At 66.6% G+C, this 23,328-nt stretch carries 28 protein-coding genes and 1 pseudogene; 19 read left to right on the plus strand and 10 right to left on the minus strand.

The genetic code is table 11. The features are described 5' to 3' along the window. Positions 1-146: 146 nt before the first annotated feature. The gene (locus OG405_RS27305; protein ID WP_327149266.1) at positions 147-302 is read right to left on the minus strand and encodes a hypothetical protein; all 156 of its coding nucleotides are present in this window, start codon (positions 300-302) and stop codon (positions 147-149) included. Positions 303-512: 210 nt separating this feature from the next. On the opposite strand from OG405_RS27305, the gene OG405_RS27310 reads away from it, so the two are divergent. Both OG405_RS27310 and OG405_RS29315 read left to right on the plus strand, forming a co-directional pair. After that, positions 513-1,517: a hypothetical protein gene (locus OG405_RS27310; RefSeq protein WP_327149267.1), complete on the plus strand. Its 1,005-nt coding sequence runs from the start codon at positions 513-515 to the stop codon at positions 1,515-1,517. Continuing rightward, complete coding sequence (locus OG405_RS29315) at positions 1,453-1,686, plus strand: hypothetical protein (RefSeq protein ID WP_442790622.1); 234 nt, start codon at positions 1,453-1,455, stop codon at positions 1,684-1,686. Before OG405_RS27310 ends, OG405_RS29315 begins: the two co-directional genes overlap by 65 nt. A gap of 64 nt (positions 1,687-1,750) precedes the next feature. Here OG405_RS29315 and OG405_RS27315 read toward each other — a convergent pair whose 3' ends face one another. After that, positions 1,751-2,197, minus strand: a complete 447-nt coding sequence (locus OG405_RS27315; RefSeq protein ID WP_327149268.1) for an SgcJ/EcaC family oxidoreductase — start codon at positions 2,195-2,197, stop codon at positions 1,751-1,753. A 182-nt stretch (positions 2,198-2,379) separates the two neighbouring features. Here OG405_RS27315 and OG405_RS27320 point away from each other — a divergent pair, with 182 nt between their 5' ends. The 8 genes from OG405_RS27320 to OG405_RS27355 are packed head-to-tail and all read left to right on the plus strand — an operon-like array spanning position 2,380 to position 12,378. Further along, positions 2,380-4,095, plus strand: a complete 1,716-nt coding sequence (locus OG405_RS27320) for an acyclic terpene utilization AtuA family protein (RefSeq protein ID WP_327149269.1) — start codon at positions 2,380-2,382, stop codon at positions 4,093-4,095. Continuing rightward, positions 4,092-5,243: an acyl-CoA dehydrogenase family protein gene (locus OG405_RS27325; protein ID WP_327149270.1), complete on the plus strand. Its 1,152-nt coding sequence runs from the start codon at positions 4,092-4,094 to the stop codon at positions 5,241-5,243. The genes OG405_RS27320 and OG405_RS27325 overlap by 4 nt, the downstream gene beginning before the upstream one ends. Further along, complete coding sequence (locus OG405_RS27330; protein ID WP_327149271.1) at positions 5,240-6,838, plus strand: acyl-CoA carboxylase subunit beta; 1,599 nt, start codon at positions 5,240-5,242, stop codon at positions 6,836-6,838. The genes OG405_RS27325 and OG405_RS27330 overlap by 4 nt, the downstream gene beginning before the upstream one ends. An 8-nt stretch (positions 6,839-6,846) precedes the next feature. Further along, positions 6,847-8,877 carry an acetyl/propionyl/methylcrotonyl-CoA carboxylase subunit alpha gene (locus tag OG405_RS27335; RefSeq protein WP_327149272.1) on the plus strand — a complete coding sequence of 677 codons (2,031 nt, stop codon included), beginning with the start codon at positions 6,847-6,849 and terminating at the stop codon, positions 8,875-8,877. A 3-nt stretch (positions 8,878-8,880) separates the two neighbouring features. Beyond that, positions 8,881-10,041: an acyl-CoA dehydrogenase family protein gene (locus tag OG405_RS27340; RefSeq protein ID WP_327149273.1), complete on the plus strand. Its 1,161-nt coding sequence runs from the start codon at positions 8,881-8,883 to the stop codon at positions 10,039-10,041. 54 nt (positions 10,042-10,095) lie between these two features. Further along, the gene (locus tag OG405_RS27345) at positions 10,096-10,902 is read left to right on the plus strand and encodes an enoyl-CoA hydratase family protein (protein WP_327149274.1); all 807 of its coding nucleotides are present in this window, start codon (positions 10,096-10,098) and stop codon (positions 10,900-10,902) included. A 6-nt stretch (positions 10,903-10,908) separates the two neighbouring features. Next, on the plus strand, positions 10,909-11,511 hold the full coding sequence (locus OG405_RS27350; protein ID WP_327149275.1) for a TetR/AcrR family transcriptional regulator: 603 nt from the start codon (positions 10,909-10,911) through the stop codon (positions 11,509-11,511). A gap of 27 nt (positions 11,512-11,538) precedes the next feature. Next, positions 11,539-12,378, plus strand: coding sequence for a tryptophan-rich sensory protein (locus tag OG405_RS27355; RefSeq protein ID WP_327149276.1), 840 nt, complete (start codon positions 11,539-11,541; stop codon positions 12,376-12,378). 43 nt (positions 12,379-12,421) lie between these two features. On the opposite strand, the gene OG405_RS27360 is transcribed toward OG405_RS27355, so the two are convergent. After that, positions 12,422-12,898: a type II toxin-antitoxin system VapC family toxin gene (locus OG405_RS27360; RefSeq protein ID WP_327149277.1), complete on the minus strand. Its 477-nt coding sequence runs from the start codon at positions 12,896-12,898 to the stop codon at positions 12,422-12,424. Further along, positions 12,888-13,157 (minus strand): type II toxin-antitoxin system Phd/YefM family antitoxin, encoded by a 270-nt coding sequence (locus OG405_RS27365; protein ID WP_327149278.1) that lies wholly within the window; start codon positions 13,155-13,157, stop codon positions 12,888-12,890. The genes OG405_RS27360 and OG405_RS27365 overlap by 11 nt, the downstream gene beginning before the upstream one ends. Before the next feature lie 88 nt (positions 13,158-13,245). Between OG405_RS27365 and OG405_RS29320 the strand changes: the two genes are divergently transcribed. Continuing rightward, a complete protein-coding gene (locus OG405_RS29320; RefSeq protein WP_442790623.1) occupies positions 13,246-13,740 on the plus strand; it encodes a WXG100 family type VII secretion target in 495 nt (164 codons plus the stop codon). Here the strand turns inward: OG405_RS29320 and OG405_RS27370 are convergent. Both OG405_RS27370 and OG405_RS27375 read right to left on the minus strand, forming a co-directional pair. Continuing rightward, complete coding sequence (locus OG405_RS27370) at positions 13,682-14,509, minus strand: hypothetical protein (protein ID WP_327149279.1); 828 nt, start codon at positions 14,507-14,509, stop codon at positions 13,682-13,684. The genes OG405_RS29320 and OG405_RS27370 overlap by 59 nt on opposite strands. Positions 14,510-14,962: 453 nt before the next feature. Beyond that, positions 14,963-15,388 (minus strand): hypothetical protein, encoded by a 426-nt coding sequence (locus OG405_RS27375; protein ID WP_327149280.1) that lies wholly within the window; start codon positions 15,386-15,388, stop codon positions 14,963-14,965. 79 nt (positions 15,389-15,467) lie between these two features. On the opposite strand from OG405_RS27375, the pseudogene OG405_RS27380 reads away from it, so the two are divergent. Beyond that, positions 15,468-15,825, plus strand: a pseudogene (locus OG405_RS27380) (transposase); the annotation flags it as partial. 81 nt (positions 15,826-15,906) lie between these two features. Here the strand turns inward: OG405_RS27380 and OG405_RS27385 are convergent. From OG405_RS27385 to OG405_RS27395, 3 genes are read right to left on the minus strand one after another with little or no spacing between them, the layout of a single operon-like run. Next, complete coding sequence (locus tag OG405_RS27385) at positions 15,907-16,815, minus strand: NAD-dependent epimerase/dehydratase family protein (protein ID WP_327149281.1); 909 nt, start codon at positions 16,813-16,815, stop codon at positions 15,907-15,909. Further along, positions 16,812-17,159 (minus strand): hypothetical protein, encoded by a 348-nt coding sequence (locus OG405_RS27390; RefSeq protein ID WP_327149282.1) that lies wholly within the window; start codon positions 17,157-17,159, stop codon positions 16,812-16,814. The genes OG405_RS27385 and OG405_RS27390 overlap by 4 nt, the downstream gene beginning before the upstream one ends. Continuing rightward, positions 17,156-17,464, minus strand: a complete 309-nt coding sequence (locus OG405_RS27395; RefSeq protein ID WP_327149283.1) for a hypothetical protein — start codon at positions 17,462-17,464, stop codon at positions 17,156-17,158. Before OG405_RS27395 ends, OG405_RS27390 begins: the two co-directional genes overlap by 4 nt. 394 nt (positions 17,465-17,858) lie before the next feature. Between OG405_RS27395 and OG405_RS27400 the strand changes: the two genes are divergently transcribed. From OG405_RS27400 to OG405_RS27425, 6 genes are all read left to right on the plus strand, one after another. Further along, positions 17,859-18,773, plus strand: a complete 915-nt coding sequence (locus tag OG405_RS27400; RefSeq protein WP_327149284.1) for a helix-turn-helix domain-containing protein — start codon at positions 17,859-17,861, stop codon at positions 18,771-18,773. Then, entirely contained in the window at positions 18,760-18,972 is a 213-nt protein-coding gene (locus OG405_RS27405; protein ID WP_327149285.1) for a DUF397 domain-containing protein, read from the plus strand. The genes OG405_RS27400 and OG405_RS27405 overlap by 14 nt, the downstream gene beginning before the upstream one ends. A gap of 171 nt (positions 18,973-19,143) precedes the next feature. Then, positions 19,144-19,716 (plus strand): DUF3558 domain-containing protein, encoded by a 573-nt coding sequence (locus tag OG405_RS27410; RefSeq protein WP_327149286.1) that lies wholly within the window; start codon positions 19,144-19,146, stop codon positions 19,714-19,716. 10 nt (positions 19,717-19,726) lie between these two features. Then, positions 19,727-20,104 carry a hypothetical protein gene (locus tag OG405_RS27415; RefSeq protein WP_327149287.1) on the plus strand — a complete coding sequence of 126 codons (378 nt, stop codon included), beginning with the start codon at positions 19,727-19,729 and terminating at the stop codon, positions 20,102-20,104. A 9-nt stretch (positions 20,105-20,113) separates the two neighbouring features. Then, positions 20,114-21,466, plus strand: coding sequence for a hypothetical protein (locus OG405_RS27420; protein WP_327149288.1), 1,353 nt, complete (start codon positions 20,114-20,116; stop codon positions 21,464-21,466). 3 nt (positions 21,467-21,469) lie between these two features. After that, positions 21,470-22,276, plus strand: a complete 807-nt coding sequence (locus OG405_RS27425) for an ESX secretion-associated protein EspG (RefSeq protein WP_327149289.1) — start codon at positions 21,470-21,472, stop codon at positions 22,274-22,276. A 16-nt stretch (positions 22,277-22,292) separates the two neighbouring features. Here the strand turns inward: OG405_RS27425 and OG405_RS27430 are convergent, their stop codons facing one another. Beyond that, a complete protein-coding gene (locus OG405_RS27430) occupies positions 22,293-22,667 on the minus strand; it encodes a cupin domain-containing protein (protein ID WP_327149290.1) in 375 nt (124 codons plus the stop codon). Between the two features lie 78 nt (positions 22,668-22,745). Between OG405_RS27430 and OG405_RS27435 the strand changes: the two genes are divergently transcribed. After that, positions 22,746-23,186 (plus strand): MarR family winged helix-turn-helix transcriptional regulator, encoded by a 441-nt coding sequence (locus tag OG405_RS27435; protein WP_327149291.1) that lies wholly within the window; start codon positions 22,746-22,748, stop codon positions 23,184-23,186. Positions 23,187-23,328: the final 142 nt, after the last annotated feature.

A 23,328-nucleotide genomic window follows, 5' to 3' on the forward strand; every position in this document is an offset into this window, starting at 1 on the left:
GCACGGCCGACGCGTTTTCCGGCGGTGCCAGGGAGGTAGCCGGTGGAATCCGGTCGCAGACCCGGGCTCTGATTCACCGCGTTTCCGCCCTGTCGCGCAGCGCGCCGTGCTCTGAGTGTTGACACTGAGGGTGCGTCGGAAACCTGTCAGAGCAACCAGAACACCGCTCCCACGGCCGCGAGTACGGCGCAGACGCCCAGCCCGATCGACAGCGGCCGGGCGGTCTTCCAGGTGGTGTAGGCGCCGCCGATGAGAAATCCGGCGAGGGTGAACAGCAGCACTACGGCGACATCGGTGGACACGGAGCCCTATTGTGCCTGGTCCTCGCATCGGCGCGGGTCGGGGGCGGGTGCCGGTTCTCATCTGCCCTGGCGGGTCGGCTGGGCTCGCCGGATAGAGGTGGGGCGGTTATCGCTGGTCGCCACTCGGATGAAGTGACCGCTTCCCGGAAGGACGGCGGTCATGATTTATCGCTTGCCGGGCCGGTGATCGCTGTGGTCTCGTGAACATCTATGAAGCAGCAACGTCCGGCCACCGCCAGTGCTGTCACGGACGGCCTGAAACTGCACCGACATTCGGTGCAGTGGTCGGATCGCGTCCGCACGGTCATCACCCTTCGGCCCGGTACACGTGCCCGTTTCAGCACGAACCGTTTTCACGAAACCTGGCACGTACTCTCCGATGACCACGGTGCCCGGCTGCTGGCGCGATTGCTGTGGGGGCTGTCGTATCAGGCTCGGCCCGGCACCGTCGTGCTCATCGATCGTCCGTTTCTCACCCCGAATCCGTTCGATGCCGATCCGGCCGACCCGATCGTGCTGGTTCCCGGCTGGTGCACCCGTTTCGACGATCGTGCGGCCCGGCGAATGCGCAGCCGATTGCCCCTGCGGCACCCGGACGGCACGGTGCGCTGGCGTACTTTCGGCTTGGACCGGGCGCTCGAACCCGAAGCTGTCGAGAGTCGGCGAGATCGCGAGCGCTACCGCAAGGACACGGGCAGGGTCGCGCGTCGTTGCGGACTGCTCGTCCTCACCCCCGGCACTCCGGACGAAGCCCGCAGCTGGGCGTTGCAGTCGGCCGGTCTCGATCCGAGCGACCGGTGGGGCACCGATTACACATACCTGGGCTCCTGGGACCACGGGTACGAGGGCGAAGTGCAGATCTTCCGGCGTTTTCGTCCCATGGTGAGTGTGGCCGCCCGTGCTCGCGCGCAGGTCCTCGCTCGTCCCTGTCCGCCTACCAGCGACGACGCCCTCCGACCGGCCGTGTGGCGGGAGGCGGAACGCGTTCGCGGCGACGCCCAGCTACGGATTCGCGAATGGCAGGGCAGCAGCTACCAGCTCGGTCGGGCTGCCGCCGGCATGCTCGCCCGAGCCGATGTATCGAGTCTCGACGACCTCGCGGAAGTCGGTCCGGTCGAGGCATACCGTCGCATGCGCGGCATACCGTCGCATGCGCGCCGCCGGGGTGCTGGGTCTCGATCGCGAGATGCTCTGGGCGATGGAGGGCGCGCTTAGCTATCGCGACCGGCGCGAAATCTCGACCGATCGGCGTCGGGAACTGCTTGCCGAACTCGGTGACGAGCCGACGCGCCCGCCGATTGCGCAAGGTGGTGGCCGCGTCCCCGCTCACCGGGGGCGATATCGGTGGAGTCAGGGGTCCGGACGGTCCGGACGCCGCTCGTAATGGGGTCGGCTTCTCCTCTCGGTTGGATTGAATCGCCGTGGCCATTGCGATGTGGGGCGATCTGTCAGTCCGAGGCGATGGGGGTCGTCTGGGCGAGGCCGATCTTCCAGCCAGTCGAAGTCCGGACTGTCACGTAGGTCAGGGCGCCGGTGGTCGGCGGGATCAGCTCAGCTCCTGGACGCTGGTCGTGCACCGTTTTGATGCAGCTGACGAGGGCGGCGTCGGCGGTGAGGGGTCGGATGTCGAGCACCTCGACGCTGGTGCGGACATCCCCGAGTCCGCTGTCCAGGGCCGCGCTCATCGCCGCCTCGAAGGTATCGCGCCCGAGGAGCCGGCGTCCGTATAAGTTGACGATCGCCGTTGTATCGGTGTGCAGGCCGGGGAGTACGGCGGCGTCGGTCTGGGAACGGTCGGCGAGGGCCACCAGGTCACGAATGGCACGCTCGTCCTCGACCGAAAGGAGCGGCGGCCCCTGTGTCGAAGTGGACTCTGGGCTGTTGATCGAACTCATGCAGGCAGTATTAAACCTCAAGCCCACTCGAGGTCAATAGACCGGGATCGCCGGGCTCGGAATTAACAAGCACGCGTGCTTGATTTTTTACCTGGCCCCTGTGATGCTGGGGCGGAACGCGGACAGCCACGGGCGCATATCGGCGACCCTGCCCGGTGCCGCGCTAGGAGGCGAAACCGCTGATGAGTGGTCTGGCTGCCGATCCCGGCCTGATCCGGATCGGTAACTGTTCCGGGTTCTACGGCGACCGGTTCGGCGCGATGCGCGAAATGCTCGAGGGCGGGCAGCTCGATGTACTGACCGGCGACTATCTCGCCGAACTGACCATGTTGATCCTGGGCCGCGACCGGATGAAGGACCCCGGCCTCGGCTACGCCAAGACCTTTCTGCGCCAGCTCGAGGACTGCCTCGGCCTGGCGCTGGACCGCGATGTTCAGATCGTCACCAATGCCGGGGGCTTGAATCCAGCGGCGCTGGCCGAGAAGGTACAGGACCTGGCGGTCCGGCTCGGTCTGGAGGTGCGGGTCGGATATGTGGACGGCGACGACCTCACCGGCCGTACCGCCGAACTGGAGCTCGGGTCGCCGCTCACCGCCAACGCTTACCTGGGGGCCTGGGGTATCGCCGAATGCCTGGAGGCGGGCGCGGATGTGGTGGTCACCGGACGGGTCACCGACGCTTCGGTGGTGGTGGGCCCGGCCGCCGCCCATTTCGGCTGGAAACGCAGCGATTACGACCGGTTGGCCGGTGCGGTGGTGGCCGGTCATGTGATCGAATGCGGTACCCAGGCCACCGGTGGCAATTTCGCGTTCTTCACCGAACTCCCCGATCTCGGCCGTCCCGGGTTCCCGCTGGCGGAGATCCGCGCGGACGGTAGCAGCGTGATCACCAAACACGCGGGCACCGGCGGCGCGGTCACCGTCGATACGGTGGCGGCGCAGCTCATGTACGAGATCCAGGGCGCGCGCTACGCCGGGCCCGATGTCACCGCCCGGCTCGATACGGTCGAACTCGCGGCCGACGGCCCGGACCGCGTGTCGATCCGGGGGGTCGAGGGCGAGCCGCCGCCGCCGACGCTGAAGGTCTCGTTGAACACTCTCGGCGGCTTCCGCAACGAGATGGAGTTCATCCTCACCGGTCTCGATATCGAGGAGAAGGCCGCACTGGCGCGCCGGCAACTGGAGTCCTGGTTGCCGCAGCGCCCGGCCGAACTGGACTGGACCCTGGCGCGGCTGGACCGCTCCGACGCCGAAACCGAGGAGCAGGCCAGCGCCCTGCTGCGCTGTGTGGTTCGCGATCCCGATCCGAACAAGGTGGGTCGCGCGTTCTCCAGCGTCGCCGTCGAACTCGCGTTGGCCAGCTATCCGGGATGCAGTTTCACCGCCCCGCCCGGTAACGGTTCGCCCTACGGCGTCTACCGCCCAGGGTACGTCGACGCGGCCGAGGTTCCCCATGCCGCGCATCGCCCGGCAGGTTGCCAGGTGCCGGTCGGGGCGCCGTCGGAGACCCGGGAACTGACCGAGGTCCCGGAACCCGAACTCCCCGAACCACTTCCGTCCGGGCCGACGAAGCGGGTGCCGCTCGGCGCGATCGCCCTGGCCCGCAGCGGTGACAAAGGGGGCGACGCCAATATCGGCGTCTGGGTGCGCACCGAAGATCAGTGGCGTTGGCTGGCGCACACACTCACGGTCGACCGGCTGCGCGAACTGCTCCCCGAGACCGCGACGCTGGAGATCACCCGGCATGTGCTGCCGAACCTGCGCGCCCTGAACTTCCTGATCTCCGGTCTGCTCGGTGAAGGCGTGGCCTATCAGGCCCGATTCGATCCGCAGGCGAAGGGACTCGGCGAATGGCTGCGGTCCCGTTATCTCGACATACCGTTGGAGTTGCTGCCGTGAGCACTGTCTGGAACACGCCGGAGCGCCGCGAACTGCGTGCGACCGTGCGCGCGTTCGCCGAACGCGAGATCCTGCCCCACCTCGACGGCTGGGAACGCGACGGGGAGATCCCGCGTGAACTGCACAAGAAGGCGGGTGCGCTGGGCCTGTTGGGTATCCAGTTCCCCGAGGCCGCGGGCGGAGCCGGCGGCGACGGTATCGACGGCGCGATCGTCTGCGAGGAACTGCACTACGCGGGTGTCTCCGGCGGTCTGTTCGCCTCCCTGTTCACCTGCGGTATCGCCGTACCGCATCTCATCGGCGCGGGTGATGCCGAGCAGATCGAACGCTGGGTGAAACCGACCCTGGCCGGGGAGAAGATCGGCGCACTGGCCATCACCGAACCCGGCGGCGGCTCCGATGTCGGCCATCTGACCACCACCGCCCGCCGCGACGGCGACCACTACGTCGTCGACGGCGCCAAGACCTACATCACCTCCGGCTGTCGCGCCGATTTCGTGGTGACCGCCGTCCGCACCGGCGGTCCCGGATCGGCGGGTGTCTCGCTGCTGGTGGTCGAGAAGGGCACACCCGGGTTCACGGTCGGCCGGAAACTGGACAAGATGGGCTGGCGGGCCTCCGATACCGCGGAGCTGTCCTACCAGGATGTCCGGGTGCCGGTATCGAATCTGGTGGGGCCGGAGAACTCCGGTTTCCTGCAGATCGCGGGCGCGTTCGTCAGCGAGCGGGTGGGCCTTGCCGTGCAGGCGTATTCCAGCGCGCAACGCTGCCTGGACCTCACTCTGGACTGGGTGCGCAATCGAGAGACCTTCGGCCGTCCGCTCATCAGCCGGCAAGCTGTGCAGAACACCGTCACCGAGATGGCGCGCCGGATCGATATCGCCCGGGTGTACACCCGTGATGTCGCCGCCCGCGCCGCCGCCGGGGAAACCGATCTCATCGCCGAGGTGTGCTTCGCCAAGAACACCGCCGTCGAATCCGGTGAGTGGGTCGCCAACCAGGCGGTGCAGTTGTTCGGCGGGCTGGGTTATATGCGCGAATCCGAGGTCGAACGCCAGTACCGCGATATGCGGATCCTCGGTATCGGCGGCGGCACCACCGAAATCCTCACCGGCCTGGCCGCGAAACGATTGGGGTATCAGGCATGACGACACTGCGCAGCACCCTCGACACCGGCACCGGTGAGTACACCGCGGCGGCCGAGGCCATGACCGCGAAACTCGCCGAGGTCGAGGTGGAATTCGAGAAGGTCATCGCGGGCGGTGGCCCGGACAAACTGGCCCGGCACCGCAAACGCGGCAAACTGACCGCCCGCGAGCGCATCGAACTGCTCATCGACGAGGACTCCCCGTTCCTCGAACTGTGTCCGCTGGCGGCATGGGGCAGCGAATTCCAGGTCGGCGCGAGCACGGTCGCCGGAATCGGCGTCGTCGAGGGCGTGGAATGCATGATCGTCGCCCCCGACCCCACCGTGCGTGGCGGTACCTCCAACCCGTGGACGCTGCGGAAAACGCTGCGGGTCAACGACATCATCCGGGAGAACCGGCTCCCGGTGATCTCCCTGGTGGAATCCGGCGGCGCCGATCTGCCCACGCAGAAAGAGGTTTTCGTCCCCGGCGGACGGATGTTCCGTGACCTCACCCAGGCCTCGGCGGCCGGAATCCCGACCATCGCGCTGGTCTTCGGCAACTCCACCGCCGGTGGCGCCTACATCCCGGGTATGTCCGATCACGTGGTGATGATCAAGGAACGCTCCAAGGTGTTCCTGGGCGGTCCGCCGCTGGTGAAGATGGCCACCGGTGAGGAGTCCGACGACGAATCGCTCGGTGGTGCGGAAATGCACGCCCGGGTCTCGGGTCTGGCCGATTACTACGCGCTCGACGAACAGGACGCGATCCGGATCGGCCGGCGCATAGTCGCACGGCTGAACTGGAAGAAGCAGGGTCCGGCGCCGCGCCCCTCGGTACTCGAACCGCTCTACGATCCGGACGAACTACTCGGCATCGTCCCACCCGATCTCAAGATCCCGTTCGATCCGCGTGAGGTGATCGCCCGGATCGTCGACGGCTCCGATTTCGACGAGTTCAAACCGCGTTACGGGTCCAGCCTGGTCACCGGCTGGGCCGACCTGCACGGGTATCCGGTGGGCATCCTCGCCAACGCCCGCGGTGTGCTGTTCTCCGAGGAATCACAGAAGGCCACCCAGTTCATCCAGCTGGCCAACAAGACGAACACCCCGCTGCTGTTCCTGCACAACACCACCGGCTATATGGTCGGTAAGGAATACGAGCAGAAGGGCATCATCAAACACGGTGCCCAAATGATCAACGCGGTATCCAATTCCAAGGTCCCGCACATCTCCGTACTGATGGGCGCCTCCTACGGTGCCGGCCACTACGGCATGTGCGGCCGGGCCTACGACCCCCGGTTCGTCTTCGCCTGGCCCAGCGCCAAATCCGCGGTGATGGGTGGTGCGCAGCTGGCCGGGGTGATCTCCATCGTCGGCCGCGCGTCCGCCGAAGCCCGCGGGCAGGCGTTCGACGAAGAGGCCGACGCCGGGATGCGCGCCATGGTGGAAGCTCAGATCGAGGCGGAATCGCTGGCGATGTTCATGTCCGGCCGGCTCTACGACGACGGGGTCATCGACCCGCGCGATACCCGCACAGTGCTGGGAATGGCCCTGTCGGCCATCCACACTGCTCCTGTCCAGGGCGCCGAATCCTTCGGCGTCTTCCGAATGTGAGGCCGGACGTGACGAATTCACAGCAGCTCATCAGCAGTGTCCTGGTCGCCAATCGGGGTGAGATCGCTCGTCGGATCTTCGCCACCTGCCGTCGGACGGGCTTGGGCACGGTCGCCGTCTATTCCGACGCCGACGCCGACGCGCCGCATGTGGCCGAGGCCGACGCCGCGGTCCGGCTGCCCGGCAGCACCCCGGCGCAGACCTATCTGCGCGCAGATCTGATCATCGCCGCCGCGCAGGCCGCGGGCGCCGACGCGATCCACCCCGGTTACGGATTCCTGTCCGAGAACGCGGAATTCGCGCGGGCGGTGCAAGCCGCCGGGTTGGTCTGGATCGGGCCGCCGGCCACCGCGATCGAGGAGATGGGTTCCAAGGTCGCGGCCAAGAAGATGATGGACGCCGCCGGAGTGCCGGTGCTGGCCGAACTCGACCCGGACGAAGTCACCGAAGCGCAGCTGCCCGTGCTGATCAAGGCTTCGGCCGGTGGTGGTGGTCGCGGTATGCGTGTGGTGCGCACCCTGGCCGAGCTCCCCGACCAGCTGGCCGGGGCCCGGCGGGAAGCCGAATCGGCGTTCGGCGATCCGACCGTCTTCTGCGAGCGTTATCTGGAGACCGGCCGCCATATCGAGGTCCAGGTGATGGCCGATACGCACGGCACCATCTGGGCGGTCGGCGAACGGGAGTGCTCGATCCAGCGCCGCCACCAGAAAGTCGTCGAGGAAGCGCCCGCACCGCTGGTGGAGCGTATCGACGGTGCCGGCTCGGTGGAGAACGGTATGCGGGCTCGGCTCTTCGACGCGGCCCGCCAGGCCGCCGCCGCTATCGGCTACACCGGCGCCGGAACGGTCGAGTTCCTCGCCGACGAGGCCGGGGAGTTCTACTTCCTGGAAATGAACACCCGGCTCCAGGTGGAACACCCGGTCACCGAGTGCACCACCGGTCTCGATCTCGTCGCGCTCCAGCTCGACATCGCGCGGGGTGCCCGGCTCGACCCCGAACCCCCGGCCATGCGCGGACATTCGATCGAGGTCCGCCTCTACGCCGAGGATCCCGCACAGGATTGGCAGCCGCAGAGCGGGACGGTGCATCACATCGAGATCCCGTCGGTGCTGACGGAATTCGATCTTCCCACCCGGCCCGGCGTCCGGCTGGACTCCGGTGTGGTGGACGGTTCCGTGGTCGGTGTGCACTACGACCCGATGCTCGCCAAGGTCATCTCCTACGGCCGTACCCGCGACGAGGCCGCCCGGCTACTGGCCGCAGCGTTGCAGCGCGCCCGGATCCACGGTCTCGTCACCAATCGCGATCTGCTGGTCCGGGTGCTGCGCCATCCGGCATTCCTCGCCGGAGACACCGATACCGCGTTCTTCGCCACCCACGGCCTGGCTGCGCTGGCCGCACCCGTGCTCACCGACGCCGACGAGAAACTCTCGATCGTCGCGGCCGCGCTGGCCGAATCGGCCGCCAACCGCGCGGGTGCCGGTGTGGTCGCCGGTATCCCGAACGGCTGGCGCAATCTGCCCGCGCAGTCGCAGCGCAAATCCTACGAGAGCCGCAGCACCGGCACCCACGAGATCGACTACCGGTTCACCCGGACCGGCGTCGAGGTGGCGGATCTCGCGGGGCTGGAGTTGATCACGGCCACTCCGGGTGAGGTGGTGCTGGCGGTACCCGGCGAACACGGTCCGGTGCGGCGGCAGTTCGCCGTCGCCCGCTACGACGACCTCGTCTGTGTCGATTCCGCGCTCGGTCCGGTGACAGTGCGGCGGCTGCCGCGCTTCACCGATCCGGCCGACCAGATCGCCACCGGTTCGCTGCTGGCGCCCATGCCGGGCAGTGTGATCCGGCTGGGCGCCGAGGTCGGCAGCACCGTCACCGCCGGGCAGCCGATCCTGTGGCTGGAGGCTATGAAGATGGAGCACACCGTCGCCGCTCCGGTGGCCGGGGTGCTCAGTGCCGTCAATGTCGAGGTCGGCCGGCAGGTCGAGGTCGGCACCGTTCTCGCCGTGGTGGATCCCGCCGCCGAAAACCAGGAGTGAGCAATGAGCTTCATCGAATCCGACGAACGCAAAGAGTTGCGTGCCGCTGTTGCCGGGCTCGCCGCCAAATACAGTTACCGCGACTATGTACTGCCGAAGGCGCGTGACAACCAGCCCCTCGACGAGCTCTGGAACGAAGCGGGCAAGCTCGGTTTCCTCGGGGTGAACCTGCCGGAGGAATACGGCGGCGGCGGTGCCGGTATGTACGAGCTGGCGCTGGTGATGGAAGAACTGTCCGCGCAGGGCGCGGGCCTGCTGCTCATGGTGGTCTCCCCGGCTATCTGCGGGACCATCATCACCAAATACGGCACCGACGAACAAAAATCCGAATGGCTGCCGAAGCTCGCCGACGGTTCGGCCAAGATGGTTTTCGGTATCACCGAACCCGACGCCGGCTCCAATTCGCACCAGATCACCACCACCGCCCGCCGCGACGGTGACGACTGGCTGCTCACCGGCCGCAAGATCTTCATCTCCGGCGTCGACCAGGCCGAGGCGGTACTGATCGTCGCCCGCACCGAAGACCACAAGACGGGCAAGCTCAAGCCCGCCCTGTTCATCGTCCCCACCGACGCGCCCGGTTTCGAGAAGACTCCGCAGGAAATGGACATCATCGAACCGGATCACCAGTTCACGCTGTTCCTCGACGATGTCAGGCTGCCGTCCACCGCGCTGGTCGGCAAAGAGGACGCCGCCCTCATGCAACTGTTCGCGGGCCTGAACCCGGAGCGGATCATGGGTGCCGCCATGGCGGTCGGCGTCGGCCGCTACGCCATCGACCGGGCGGTGGAATACGCCAGGGAACGCATCGTCTGGAAGACCCCGATCGGTGCGCACCAGGGTATTTCGCATCCGCTGGCGCAAGTGAAGATCGAACTGGAACTCGCCCGGCTGATGATGCTCAAGGCCGCCACCCTCTACGACGCCGGTGACGAGATGGGTGCCGCCGAGGCCGCGAACATGGCCAAATACGCGGCGGCGGAAGCCAGTATCAAAGCCCTCGACCAGGCCATCCAGACCCACGGCGGGGCGGGCCTCACCTCCGAATACGGTCTGGCCGCAATGCTCGGCGCCGCCCGGATCGCGCGGGTGGCCCCGGTGAGCCGGGAAATGATCCTCAACTTCGTCGCCCAGCATTCGCTGGGCCTGCCGAAGTCCTACTGAGCACTTCGACGAGCCGGGGCCCTGCCCCGGCCCGTCCGGAAAGGCAGGACCGCCGTGACCGGAACCGAGACCCGTTTTGTGGACTACGCCGTCGAGGACGGGTTCGCCACCCTCACCCTCGACTCCCCGCACAACCGCAACGCCATCTCCGCGCGTCTGGTGACCGAACTGCTGGAGGGGTTGGAACGCGCGGCCGCCGATCCGCAGGTGCGGGGCGTGGTCCTCACCCATACCGGCAATACCTTCTGCGCGGGGGCGGACCTGAAAGAAGCGGTGGACGCCGACCCCGCCGCCGCCGCCGATATCCGCACCCGATGGATGGTGCGGTTATTGCGCACCATCCTCGAACTTCCGAAACCCGTTATCGCGCGGGTGGACGGAAACGTGCGGGCCGGCGGTATGGGACTGCTCGCGGCCTGCGATATCGCCGTCGCGGGTCTGTCCAGCAGTTTCGCGCTCACCGAGGCTCGCCTCGGCTTGGCCCCCTTCGTCATCTCGTTGACCCTGCTGCCGCGGATGGCGCCGCGCGCCGCCGACCGATACTTCCTGACCGGCGAGAAGTTCGACGCCGACACCGCCGAGCGCATCGGCCTGATAACCCTGGCCACCAGCGATCCCAGCGCCCGGGTGGCCGAACTGCTGGACGAACTGCGCAAGAGCTCCCCGCAGGGTCTCGCGGAGAGCAAACGACTCACCACCGCGCCGATCCTCGCCGAATTCGATCGCTCCGCCGACGAATTGGCCACCCGCTCGGGCAGTTTCTTCGGCACCGAGGAAGTGATCGAGGGCATGACCGCGTTCCTGCAACGCCGCCCACCCCGCTGGGCCGTCCCGACCGTCGAATCGGTCTCGGCAGAATAGGCCGCTATGGCGACACCCCACGAACCCAAACAGGACCGCAGCCGGGCCACCCGGCAGCGGCTCCTCGAGGCGACCATCGACTGCCTGGCCGAAAAGGGTTGGGCGGCGGCCACAGTAGCGGTGGTCGCCGAACGGGCCGGGGTGTCCCGGGGAGCCGCCCAGCATCATTTCCCGACCCGGGAAGACCTCATCACCGCCGCCCTCACCCACATGTTCGACACCCGCAACGCCGGGGCGGTGACCACGGCGACCACCGAACCAGGTTTCGCCCGCACCGAGGCCGTGGTCGCCGGCCTGGTCGAGTCCTACACGAGCCGGCTCTTCAAAGCGGCCCTGCAAGTGTGGACGCACGCCGCAGCCGATCCCGCTCTGCGCGAAAGTATCGTTCCCCTCGAGTCCCGTTTCGGCCGCGGTGCACACCACCGCGCCGTCCAAGAGTTGGGAGTCGACGACTCCGACCCGGTCACCCATCACCTGGTCCAGGCCACGCTCGACCTGGCTCGCGGCCTGGGGTTGGCCGATGTACTGACCGATGATTCGGCCCGTCGAAAACAGATCGTGCACCAGTGGGCGGTCACGCTGCACGAGGCCCTGGAAGCGCGCCGGTGAGCCAACGCCGGGCCGACTCTCGAGCCGGTGGTTGAATACCCCGCGAGCGGGCATTCGCGCTACATGACGGACCGGTCCTCCGATATCCCCAGTCAGGTACTGCTCGCGGTGGCTGCCGTGCTAGCGGTGATCGCCGCGGTGATCGGTTCGGGCGCGCTGGGCGGTACACCGATCGCCGAGGCCGCCGATGGGGCGCTCGCGGCCGATGCCACCTTCGTCGCTCCCGGCGGGACAGCGTTCGCCATCTGGTCGCTGTTGTACATCGGTTTCCTCGCGCTCGCGGTCTGGCAGCTGTTACCTGCGCAGCGCGGGAACCCGCGGGTACGGGACGTGTGGTGGTTGATCGCCCTGTCGCTGCTGCTGAACGTGCTGTGGATCGCCACAGTGCAGCTCGGGTGGGTCTACGTCAGCGTCGTGGTGATCCTCGCGCTCCTCGCAACGCTGGCGGTGATTTTCGCCCGCTTGCTGCGCTCGCGTCCCGCGAGCTGGGTCGAGGCCGTGCTGCTCGACGGCGTGATGGGGCTGTATCTCGGGTGGGTCGTCATCGCGACGGTGGCGAATATCGCCGCCGCGTTGAAAGCCGGGGACGTCGGTGAACTCGGTCTCGGCGCTGAGCCGTGGGCGGTGGTGGTGCTGGTGATCGCCGCCGCTGTCGGGGTCGGATTGGCCTTCATCAGCGGCGGGCGGGTCGCGTTCGCTCTCGCCATGATCTGGGGACTCGGGTGGATCGGGGTCGCTCGTTTCGCGGACTCGCCGGAATCGGCGGTGGTGGGAAGTGTCGCGGTCGCTGCCGCCGTGGTGGTAGCGGTGGCCGCCGCCGCAGCGCTCGGGCGAAAGAACGCCGGCCAGGTGTCACCGGCCTCATGAGCCGCGACATCCACGACGGGTCGCGTGATCGGGGGAAGACGACCTACTCGGTGCGGCTCTCGTGCGGTGCTCTCGGACGAGTAACCGCTTCGATTGTGATGAGCCCTTCCAACCCGGTGAAATCGTCAGGGTTGGTCGTGTACAGCGGTAGCTCCTCGGCCAGGGCGATCGAGGCGATCATCAAGTCGGCGATGCGGCGGCGCGGTTTGCGACCGGCAGCGATCACGGCGGCGCATATTCGGCCGTAGGCGCGAGCGGCTTCCGCGTCGAAAGGTATGGGATCGAATTCGTGTTCGGCTCGCTGGAGCACATCGAGACGGCGGGCTCGTTCAGCGTGCTCGTCATAGCTGTTCTGCTCGGCATTGCCGCGGACCTCATGCGGCCCGGCCGACAACTCGGCCAGTGTGACGGCCGTGATCGCCATCTCGTCCGGAAGCTCTGCGGGATCCACCCAGCGACGCAGAATCATGATGTTGGTGTCGATCAGCCCACGCGTACGGTCCGGACGGTCAACGGTCATAGGGGTCGTCCAGGTACTGATCGGCCGTAGCGTCCTGATCGGCGCGGAAGGTATCGGTGTCCAACGCGGGCGCGGTGCCGGACATCGCGGCGAATTCTGCCCGCGGGATGAACCTGCGGCGACGCCGTAGGGGCACGAGTTGGCCGATCTGGTGGCCGTCGCGGGTGACCGTGAACGCCTGCCCGTCCTGGACGGCGTCCATTATCTCCTTGGATCTGTTGCGTAGATCCCGCTGGGTGATTTCCGGCTGAGCGCTCACAACCCGATAATACGGGTACTGTGCCACCCAGTGCTACCAGGTGCCATCGCCCTGGTGATCGGGACCCGGTCCCGGCTGTGCGTTGTGGATGCCGGGCCGAGTCGCCAGGGCGCCCGGCCCCGTTGACACGCGGGTGCGCGCCGGTACTGTCGGGCACAGCTGCGGTTCGATCATCGAGGGGGACGTTGTGGCCGACTCAGCGGATTCGACACCGGCAATTCGGGTCGTGCCGGACCATGTCCTGGATGCGGGCAAGTACGTCCAGCTCACCGCCGACAATCTGGTGAAAGCCCTGCAGGACCTCGATATCGACATCGATGCCGTGTTGGAGGTGTGGAAGGGCAACTCCGCCACCGCGTATCGCGTCGGCTGGGACGAGACCAGGCCGGGTACATCTACGCGAGTAGCGACCACGACCCGAAGTCCGGAACCCGGCGACCAACGACGTCACAGATCCCCGCGGTGCGCGTGGTCGCGCGTCAGTCTGCGGAGTCCAGGTTCACAGGGCCCGGTGGCAGAGCGGATCAAGACCCGGGGAACAGCACGTGGGGGTGCTCCGGCGATGCTGGGCAGGCGCCGATGACCAGGTCCCACATGTCATGGATCTGGATCTTGGTCGGCTCCCCGCTGCCGTAGCGCGACATGTCGGCGGGCTGATCCTCGTAGGGGACCCAGCTGTGTTGTCCCCCGTCCCATTCCGACGAGGCGAGGGTCAATACCGGTTCGGTGGGTCTCCCGCAGGTCGGGCACGGCTGCACCCAGGGATCGTTGCGCCCCCAGCCGACGTAGCCACCGATCTTCCACCCGGGCGCGACAGACAGATCCTGCTGGTAGGGGCTTTCGGTGTCGCCGAGGTCTTCCACATCGATACCGAGATACCCGGCCTCCCACAGCTTCAGCTGCTGATACACATCCTTGTCGAGCTCGGGCGCTGCCGGGTACTCGGTCACCAGCTCCGGCGAGATCGTGCACGGGACCGGAACGAACCGCCCGTCATGTTGAACGACCACGAGCTCGGGGGGATCGGCCAGAATGTCGGTGACCGTGGCCGTGGACCGCCACACCACAGTGGTTGTGGGGAGTAGCAGGTCGTCGTGCTCGAAAGGGCACCACAACACTTGCAGCAGATCTTTGCCCGCGGGTGGCCGCAGGCCGGGAACGTCGCGGACATACAGTTGCGCGATCGGCAGCATGGCGACCGGGCCCTCGGGAAGCACCGGATCCGGGTCGTACAGCTGTTGAAACCTCGCGAAATCCTCCGGGGTGTCCTGCCACTGGTAGTCGTCTCCGCCCGGCACGGCTTCATCGCAAACGGTGCCCTGCTGCTCGGCTCGGACCTGCTTTAGTGACATCACCTCTCCCGAGTGTCTGTCGTGGCAGTGGGGCCAGGGCTCATCCGCCGGCCACAGCAGCGGCCCGCCTACGGAACTGTCGTGGCACGAGGGGCTGCCGGGGCGAGGGTGCAACCGAGTCGCGGTCCGGGCAAGCGGCGCCAGAGCCGGAATCGCGGCCGCTATATCGACCGGCCGCGGCGCGGTGGTACGGGTCACGCTGAAACCTCCACGAAACAAGAACATCCGGCCCGGCACGCAATGCCCAGGTTCACGCTCAGAACCACTCGATACGAGTTCTCAGGCTAAACGCCATCTCATCAACCCCCTCCCCGCGGCCGGGACGACCCAAACAAGGTACGCCTCCCGGCAGTTGCCCACCGAACTCCGAAGATCACACCGCGCCTGGCCACACCCCCCTGTCAGCGCAACGTTGATCTTGGCCGCTGAAGGTTCCCCTAACGGACACCTCGCTCAGCCCGACCGACCAGCATCTGTCCCCCGCCGCGGCCCCTTTCCGGGGTATTCGGGTCCCACCCCCCCGTAGAAGCGGCCCCGGTCACACAAGTCGTCGATCTCGGCGTTCTCATCCTCGCTCAATTGCACATCCAGCGCGACGCTGATGACGTGTCGGGCGTGGGCCAATCGCCGAGCGACATCCCAGTCGGCGATGAATGTGCCGACGGTGTACTCGTCGGCGGTTCCGAATGCCTGGCGGGATCCGAGTCGGTCGAGGGAAACCACGAACTCGTTGAGGTCCTGCAGGACTGCCACGATCTCGTTGAGGGGTATACGGATGTCTCGGGAGGACATGTCCATCGGTTTCAACTCCAGAGCTGGTACTCCGGCCCGGACCGTGGCCTTGCTGGTCGGGGCTCGTCCGGGAACGGGTGCGGCCACCGGTGATCATCGGTGTGTGAAGACAGAAGATCAGACAGTGGCCGCAGGCCACAGCAGAGATTCTGCCCGGTGGCAGGATATGTTCGAGGTCCTGATGGACCGCATCGCGGGGCGGTTCGCCCGGGTGGAACCGCGGCGCCGGGCGAGGGTGCTCGGGTTGCTGTCGGACCTGCCACGAAAGAATTGCTGGACGCTCGCCGAGCACGCAGGGGACGCATCACCGGACGGCCTGCAGCACCTGTTGTCGAGGGCCAGGTGGGACGCCGACGAAGAAGGGCACTGCCACGGTGGGCGTGCAGCGCCAGTACACCGGCACCGCCGGACGCATCGAGAACAGCCAGGTCGCTGTTTACCTCGCCTACTCGACTCCTCGTGGGCACGCGGCGATCGACCGGGAACTGTATGTCCCGCGCTCCTGGACCGAGGACACGGTCCGCTCGCCTGGTCGAGTGACTGAGTCATTCCGCTCCAGACAGTCGATACTGCGCGGAAAGGCGCGGTCTCGATGCTGGGATCGCTCAGCACGACCGAGGCGTTTGCGCTCCCGCGACGACCGTGCGCATCCAGGTGAGTGTGCTGTGCAAGCCGGTTGGTAGGTCGGTGCTCGGTCGCCAGCCCAGGCTATTGCGAGTCCGGGCCAGGTCCGGGACAGCGGAATCAGGTCTTGCTCTGCCCGGTGTTGTCTCCAGCCAGCCGGTACCGGCGAGCGCGATTGCGGTCCGAGCGAATTCGCTGACTCGCAGAGTGGGACCGGCGATATCGATCGGGCCCGGGATATCGGTGTCGAGCATGCGGGTGAGGGCGTCGACAGCGTCGGCGATATAGACGAACGATTGTGCCGGGTCATCAGTGAGGTACAGGGTCTGGGCGCGGAGAGCGGCGGCGCAGATCGTCGCGGTAGCGCGCCCGTCGCCGGGGGCCAGGTGCGGACCGTAGACCTCGAACAGCCGGGCGATACCGGTGGAGGTGCGCCGGTCGTGGTGGGCGGCCGTTTCGATCAGATGGTGGCCGGTGCGGTGGGCTTCGAATGCCGCGGGCCGGCGACTGTCCAGCCGGGTGCCCGGGTCAGGTCCGGAGGCCAGCACGATCCGGGCGGTGTGGGCTGCGGCGAGGTCGAGTACAGCGAGGGTTCCGGTGCAGGCCGCGCGCACGACTGCCGCGGAGTCGCGGGCGGCGGCGAAGGGGCTGCCGGGGTGGGCGAGGTGCGCGATATGGGTGATCCCGTCGAGTCCGGTGAACGCGCCGAAGGCTGTGGTGTCGGTGGTGCGTAGGGCGAAGCGTGGGTGACCGGTCAGATCGGCGATATTCGCGGCACGTCCGGTGCTGAAGTTGTCGACAGCGGTGACGCGATCGCCGCGGGCGATCAGGCGGCGGCACAGGTGCGAGCCGAGGAAACCGGCCCCTCCGGTGACGACTATATGGTTCACGACAGCACCTTCCGCCGGTACGGCCGTCGGCTCGTGTCGGGAACGACGCAGCCGTAGGCGACCAGAGTGGCGAACGCGACCCGTTTACGTGGGCAGTCGTGGTCGAGGTGGTGCCGCGCGGCGTTGTGGGCGTCGACCGGGCTCAGCGGTACTCCGGGAAGTGCGCAGGTCCAATCAATGGGGCCGGGGCCGGTGGAGCGCCGGTGCTGCCGGGTGTTCGGGCGCGTCGCGGGACGCTTCCGCGGCGGTGGGTCGGCGGGCCAGACACAGCCGAGGGCGACCGCCGCTATCGAGGACATCGCGAGAGTGACAGCGACGGCGCACAACATCTGCCACGGAGTCATACCGTCGCACCGCCCGAACCGAGCGCTGGAACACTGGGCGCCCACACGGTGTGGGGGCATACGGTTTCCAGTCGGAACCCGAGGTCGCAGATCAGCGCGGGCCGGTCGTCGACCTGGCCGAGATCGAAGGCGATGATCACCGCGGTGCCGAGTTCGGTGGCGAGAGCGCGCACATAGGTGAGCGGATGCGGCTCGTCGGCGGGTGGTCGCACGGTATAGACGTAGCGGTAGCCGGATTCGTGGGCATACCGTTGGATCTCGCAGGCGTGACGCGGGGCGTGTAACCCGGATATCTCGGTGCGCACGAACCCGATAGCGAGGGGTCTGCGCGGCTCTGCTGATGTGCGGACATGTGGGTACGGCATCGGTCCTCCCGGAAACCTGTAGCTGAGCGAATGCGTGGCGCGTTCGGGTGCCCGAGTACGGAAGGGAATGCATGTACCGCCGGATCGCGGAGCGCGGCCGACCCCGTGTCTTACTGAAGATCCTTGGTGTCAGAAAGATTGGGACCTTCGCAATCGGCCTGCGACTTCACCCCGAACGCCTGTATCAGGGGACCATGCCCGCCGTTCCGGGCCAAGCACTATCGGGTACCCGAATCAAACTAGCCCAAAGTGCCACGAAGGGACCCGAATGTGCGATAAAACAGACCCGATTGCGCAGCCGATTCGATCCGTTTCCGCGACAAGGGGGTTCATCATGCACAGCGCTGCCGACGAGACCGATCCGATTCCGGCCTCGACGCTGCCACGACGCCAGCTCGGACGGTTCCTACGTGAGAGGCGCGACGCGACCGGTTTCACCATCGCCGCTGCTGCGAAATTGGCGGACTTGTCGTCGTCCGCGCTGCAGCGAGTTGAGGCCGGCCAGACTCAGAAGGTGCGCAAACAAGACGTTCGTGCGTTGTGCGAGCTGTACGAAGTCGACCCCGACGACATGCGTGCGGCCATGGACCTGGCCGTATTGGCTCGGGAGCAGAGTTGGTACCACGCCTACGGGGGTCTGTACTCCAACGCCTACAACATGTATGTCGGCCTGGAAGCTGTTGCGCGCCAGCAAACCGCCTATCACGAGCATGTACCTGGCCTGTTGCAGACCGCTGACTATGCTCGCGCTGTCATCAGTGCGTACCCCGGATTCACGAGCGGCGACGACATCGACCGGCGTGTTGAGCACCGTATGAAACGGCAAGCCATCGTCACCCGCAAGACAAACCCGGTGATGTTGGAGGTCCTCCTCCACGAATCGGCGCTGCGGCGAGTGGTTGGCGGTTCGCAGGTAATGCGTGCGCAACTAAGGCATTTGGCCGAGATCTCGAAGCTCGCGAATGTCGTCCTGCGAGTGCATCCATATGAGGCGGGTGTTATATGGGGAATGCCTCACGGCAGGTTCACCATCCTTTCGTTCGATGTGAACAGGGCCGGTGGGAGCGTTGAGCCTCCGATCGTCTTCATGGAGGGTGGGCCCGCCCAGGACGTTTATCTCGAGAAGCCCGACGAAGTACAGCTCTATAGTGAGCTCGCATCTGCAATTCGCAGTACATCACTAGATGAAGAACAAACCCGGGAGCTGATTCGCCGGGTTACGAGGGAGTTCGATCGTGACAATCGTTGATCTAGCCGGAGCGAACTGGTTCAAGAGCAGCCACAGCGGCAGCCAGAGCGACTGCGTCGAGGTCGCGTGGTTGACAGACGGTCGGGTCGGGGTGCGGGATTCGAAGGACACTTCCGGTCCTGCCTTGATGTTCGCTCCTGGAGAGTGGGATGCCTTTGCGAACGAGCTCCGAGCAGGCGGATTCGGCTCTCGGCCGTGACGCTGGGATGCCGAATCAATCCCTAGCGATTCCATGAGACCGCCGATAGCGGCCATGATTCCATCGGCCGCGCACGGTTGTTACCGTGCGTGCCATGCCTTTCGGCAGCGATCGATGGAACCGCAGCCCTCGGCGGTGCGTCTTACACTACGAGCGGAGTACTGACGGCCGATGGGAGCAGTGGTGGGACAACGGACGACAGTGGCGGCTGTAGCGGTACTGGCAGGGGCTGTGCTGGCGGTGAGTGGTTGTGACGCGACCACCGGCGGTTCGGCGGTAGCTGTGACGACCACGGATGCGGCGGCAACCGAAGCGTTGTGGGACCCATGCACGCAGATCAGTGATGGAGTGCTGCGGCAGGTGGGGGTGGACCCCTCCACGCGCGACAACACGATATCGGGGGTGGAGAACGTCGAGGGGTGGAAGTTGTGCTCATGGCATGACAAACCTGTCCGTTGGAACTATGCGCTCGGAGTCTGGGCAACATCCCACAGCATCGAGGAAACCAAGCAGGATCATAATAATATCGACTTTGCCGATGTCATCGTTGCTGGCCGATCGGGGGTGCAGTTCAAACGTGCAGAAGATAGTCACGAAGAAATGTGCTATTTGAGCTTTCCTGTTGATGGTCAGTCCATAGAAATATCTATCTACAAAACGGTACTGACTGAGGATAGAAGAGCTCCATGCGATATTGCATCAGCTGCAGCGGAAATATTGGTGCCGATATTTCCGGCGCAGTAACGGGAGTGAGATGAGTATTGAGGAAAGCATTACCCAGTGGCAGTATTTGTCGGATCAGGCGAAGGCTGGGCAACTTTATCTAGACGAATCAGTGGCGGTCGGGTGCCGGACCGCTATCGAAGCCCAGATCGGTACCTATCAGGAGTGCCTGCAAGGAATCGGGCAAATGGCTCGAGTAGCCGGTCTCGGGGAGTTCGCGTGCGGTCAGGAACTTGCGCGGTTGTTCGGATTGAAGGCAGTAGATTCGGCAGGTGATGGCGATCTAGCGACCTCGTTGCGGGATCACATACAGGTCTTGAAGTTGATGGGTGACACGATCCAGGTGTCACTGGATCGTATGCAGGAGCAGGATTCCAGTAACTCGCAGCACTACAACCAGGTGAGCTGAGGGGGAGAGATGTTCGGTTTGCCGTCGTTCGGCGAAGTGATCGTGAATCTGGGGGCATTGGCGATGCGGGGCCCGCTCGGCGCCGCGGTAGCCGGGTCGGCGGATATGGATTCCGCCGCGCAGGCGCTGGCCGAGGCGTACGGGGATCAGAGTCCCGAAGCGATCGCCGCGCGTAATCGTATCCAGGATCTCACCGACAACAACTTCGACGGCGAATTCCACAATCCGCGGATTCCGGAACAGCTGTTCGGCAATGTGCGCAGCGAAGACCTGGACGAGCTGTACCGGAAAGCGCAGACCATCGATGTCTCCGCCATGGACACATTGCATCGGATGTGGTCCGCGCGGTCGGCGAAACTAGAGACCGGGCTGAACGAATTCGGGCCCGCCGTACTGAAAGCCATCGCGGAATCGTGGAGCGGGCCTGCCGCCGCCGCGGCGGCCGGCGGTATCGCCGAATACGTGACCAAAGCGCAGAATCTCGTTTCCGGTACCGGGATCATGGCCGATAAGGTCGGGATCGTGAAATCCGCGGTCGAGGTGACCAAACAGAACGTGCAGCCCGCGCCGGACACCGGCTGGGCCAGCACCGTCGCCAGTTGGGTGCCGGGTCCCAGCTGGAAGATGGACAGCGATCGCACCAGCGCCGCCGAACTCGCCACCTACTCTGTACTCGAACGCGTCTACCAGCCCGGAATCCGCGAGGGAGACACCGCGCAACCCCGTATTCCGCTGGCTCACAACCCGATTCACGACCCCTCTTCCCCCGGTCCCGTCCTGCCCGGCTCGACCTCGACCGGCACCCAACCGTCGATGTCCTCCGGCGACGGTACCCGGGCCCCCGGCACGACGACCGGCACCGCCGCACCGGGCCAGGGCGAAACTCAGACCGCATCGCAACTGCAGCCCGGCCCGGCCACCACCACCGACGACCCGGCGGGACTCGACACGACCGCCGCATCCACCACCACTGTCCCCGGCGTCGCCCTGCCCGCCGGTCCGGGAAGCCCGCTCGGAACCCCGGGCAGCCCGTCCACCAACCCGGGCGGTCCGGGCAGTCCGGTCGGTACCGCCCCCGGCGGCCCGGTCGCACCGATGCCGGGACGCACAGTCACCGGTCCCGGAGCAGGCCGCCCCGCCGTGGCGGCCACGAACAGTGCCGGCACCGGCACCGCGGCGGGCCGTGGTGGTACACCGGGGACGATGATGCCGCCGGGGGCTCGCGGTAAAGGCGACGAAGACAAAGAGAAACAGAAGTCCGCGATAGCCGAGGCGCTGGTCACCCAGCAGCACGGTGACGAGCTGACCGGCCTCGACCCCGAACATCGCCGGAAAACCGTGCCGCCCGTCCTGGGGGAGTAGCCAGTGGATTCCACCCGGAGCGCCTGGCGGCTGTCGGCACTCGAATTCATGGTGCTGTGGCACGCCATCGGCCGCGATGTGCTGCCCTACCCGCTGCGATACCGGTCGGTAGAGGACACTGCCGCCGACTACGAGCACGCGTACAAGACCGCGGCCGCCCGGCTGCGCACCATATTCGACGAAGATCTCTACGGCCCGCTGCGTGTACTGGTGCAGCCGGAGGCGCGAATCGAGATCGCCGGATTCGCGGGCGCGGCCCGTCCGGTATTGCCGCGCGCCGCCGCCGACCCTGCCGCCCAAGTGCGTATGCACGCGGCTGTCGCCGGTCGAGGTTCCGTTCTGCTCACCCAGGGCTCGACCGCCGACCCCGGCCGCGGCGGCGACGTGCGGCTCGAATTCGTCCCCGCGCACACCCTCGCCCGTCGCGTCTTCGCCGCCTTCCCCGAGGTGGCCCGCGGCAGCGGCCCCGAGATCCGGTTGGACCGCGCGGAAGTCGACGAACCGGCCGACCGGCCCTTCACTGCCTTCTCCGACGATGCGCCCCGACCCCCACACGACGCGGCTCGCCGTTTCTTCGAACGCCCCCGCTCCACCGTCGCTCATTTCGCCGTCTACCCCGGCGGAGCCTACGATCACCGCCCGGCCCCGGCTCGCGATTTCCACCTCATGGATTACCCCGACGGCCGCTACCGGGTCCGCGCCACCGCAAAGGTCCACGCCGCCCCCGCCGATACCGGCGAACTGGCCACCCACCTGCACGAACTGCTCGAACGCACCCTGCGCGACTACCGCGAAGACCAAGAACTCTGATACATCTTCGCGTCGGTTAGTTGACCCAGGGCGGGTCGACGATGGTCCCGTCGGGAAGTTCGCCGGTAAAGCCGACGGTGGTGGTGACCAGGACGGTGGCGGGGACGTCGGAGGGGTTGTCGAGGCTGATGTCGGAGCCGGCCGGGGCTACCGCGGCGTCGCCGGGAGTGAGGGTACTGCTTTCGCCTTCGATGGTGATGGTGATGGTGCCGGAGAGCAGGACGAAGGCCTCTTCGCGGTGGATGCGGTGAGCTACGCCCTCGATGGTGGGGGCGACTTCGAGACGCCATACGCAGAGCTCGGCGCTGCCCATGGTGGGGCGCACCAGCGGGGTGAAAGTGGAGCCGTGCATCTGATGGGAAGCGATGTCGGCGGTGCGAATGACGGGCATATCCAACTCCTTTTGGTCAAGTATCTTGACTATACTGTCAAGTACCTTGACTAACCTGTCAAGTGTCATGATGCATTCATGTCCGCTCAGGATTTGCCGTTGCTGCTGCTCGCGGCCGCCGCCGAGGTCACCGATGCCATTCATCAGGGGGTGGCGGCCGCGGGATTCGGTGATATCCGGCCCACCCACGGGTTCGCGTTCGTCCGGATGTCGCCGGACGGGGCGACGGTCGGTGAGATCGCCGAGCATCTGGGAGTGACCAAACAGGCGGCCAGCCAACTGGTGGAGGAGCTGGTGAAAAAGGGCTACGCGGAACGGAACCCGCATCCGGCAGACGCCCGGGCGCGATTGATCACATTGACCGTGCGCGGGCGGGCGGCCACCCACGCAGCCGATGCCGCCCTCGCGCGGTTCACCGAGGAGTGGGGACGGGCGCTCGGACCGGCGACATCGGTGCAGTTGCGCAATGCCCTCGCGCATGTTGTCACGCCCGGCCGGGTCCGCCCCTCGGCCTGGTGACTGCGATCGCACGCCGCGGCGCCAGGCTCCGGTAGCCGCCGGCCGGGCTCATACGCTCGAGCTCGCGGTGGCCGTGCTGTCGGCGACACGCTGAGGTCGCCGAAAACCGGAGGAATATGCAGGCTGATTCTGCTTCAGTGTC

It is taken from the genome of Nocardia sp. NBC_01329 (assembly GCF_035956715.1).
Lineage (GTDB): Bacteria > Actinomycetota > Actinomycetes > Mycobacteriales > Mycobacteriaceae > Nocardia.

Coding starts and splice junctions, on each gene's coding strand:
- OG405_RS27430 (WP_327149290.1), bottom strand. CDS start 22,667: ATGCCCGTCATTCGCACCGCCGACATCGCTTCCCATCAGATGCACGGC.
- OG405_RS27360 (WP_327149277.1), bottom strand. CDS start 12,898: ATGACCGTTGACCGTCCGGACCGTACGCGTGGGCTGATCGACACCAAC.
- OG405_RS27310 (WP_327149267.1), top strand. CDS start 513: ATGAAGCAGCAACGTCCGGCCACCGCCAGTGCTGTCACGGACGGCCTG.
- OG405_RS27420 (WP_327149288.1), top strand. CDS start 20,114: ATGTTCGGTTTGCCGTCGTTCGGCGAAGTGATCGTGAATCTGGGGGCA.
- OG405_RS27410 (WP_327149286.1), top strand. CDS start 19,144: ATGGGAGCAGTGGTGGGACAACGGACGACAGTGGCGGCTGTAGCGGTA.
- OG405_RS29320 (WP_442790623.1), top strand. CDS start 13,246: ATGCCGGGCCGAGTCGCCAGGGCGCCCGGCCCCGTTGACACGCGGGTG.
- OG405_RS27435 (WP_327149291.1), top strand. CDS start 22,746: ATGTCCGCTCAGGATTTGCCGTTGCTGCTGCTCGCGGCCGCCGCCGAG.
- OG405_RS27320 (WP_327149269.1), top strand. CDS start 2,380: ATGAGTGGTCTGGCTGCCGATCCCGGCCTGATCCGGATCGGTAACTGT.
- OG405_RS27315 (WP_327149268.1), bottom strand. CDS start 2,197: ATGAGTTCGATCAACAGCCCAGAGTCCACTTCGACACAGGGGCCGCCG.
- OG405_RS27340 (WP_327149273.1), top strand. CDS start 8,881: ATGAGCTTCATCGAATCCGACGAACGCAAAGAGTTGCGTGCCGCTGTT.
- OG405_RS27330 (WP_327149271.1), top strand. CDS start 5,240: ATGACGACACTGCGCAGCACCCTCGACACCGGCACCGGTGAGTACACC.
- OG405_RS27415 (WP_327149287.1), top strand. CDS start 19,727: ATGAGTATTGAGGAAAGCATTACCCAGTGGCAGTATTTGTCGGATCAG.
- OG405_RS27370 (WP_327149279.1), bottom strand. CDS start 14,509: ATGTCACTAAAGCAGGTCCGAGCCGAGCAGCAGGGCACCGTTTGCGAT.
- OG405_RS27390 (WP_327149282.1), bottom strand. CDS start 17,159: ATGACTCCGTGGCAGATGTTGTGCGCCGTCGCTGTCACTCTCGCGATG.
- OG405_RS27350 (WP_327149275.1), top strand. CDS start 10,909: ATGGCGACACCCCACGAACCCAAACAGGACCGCAGCCGGGCCACCCGG.
- OG405_RS29315 (WP_442790622.1), top strand. CDS start 1,453: ATGCGCGCCGCCGGGGTGCTGGGTCTCGATCGCGAGATGCTCTGGGCG.
- OG405_RS27400 (WP_327149284.1), top strand. CDS start 17,859: ATGCACAGCGCTGCCGACGAGACCGATCCGATTCCGGCCTCGACGCTG.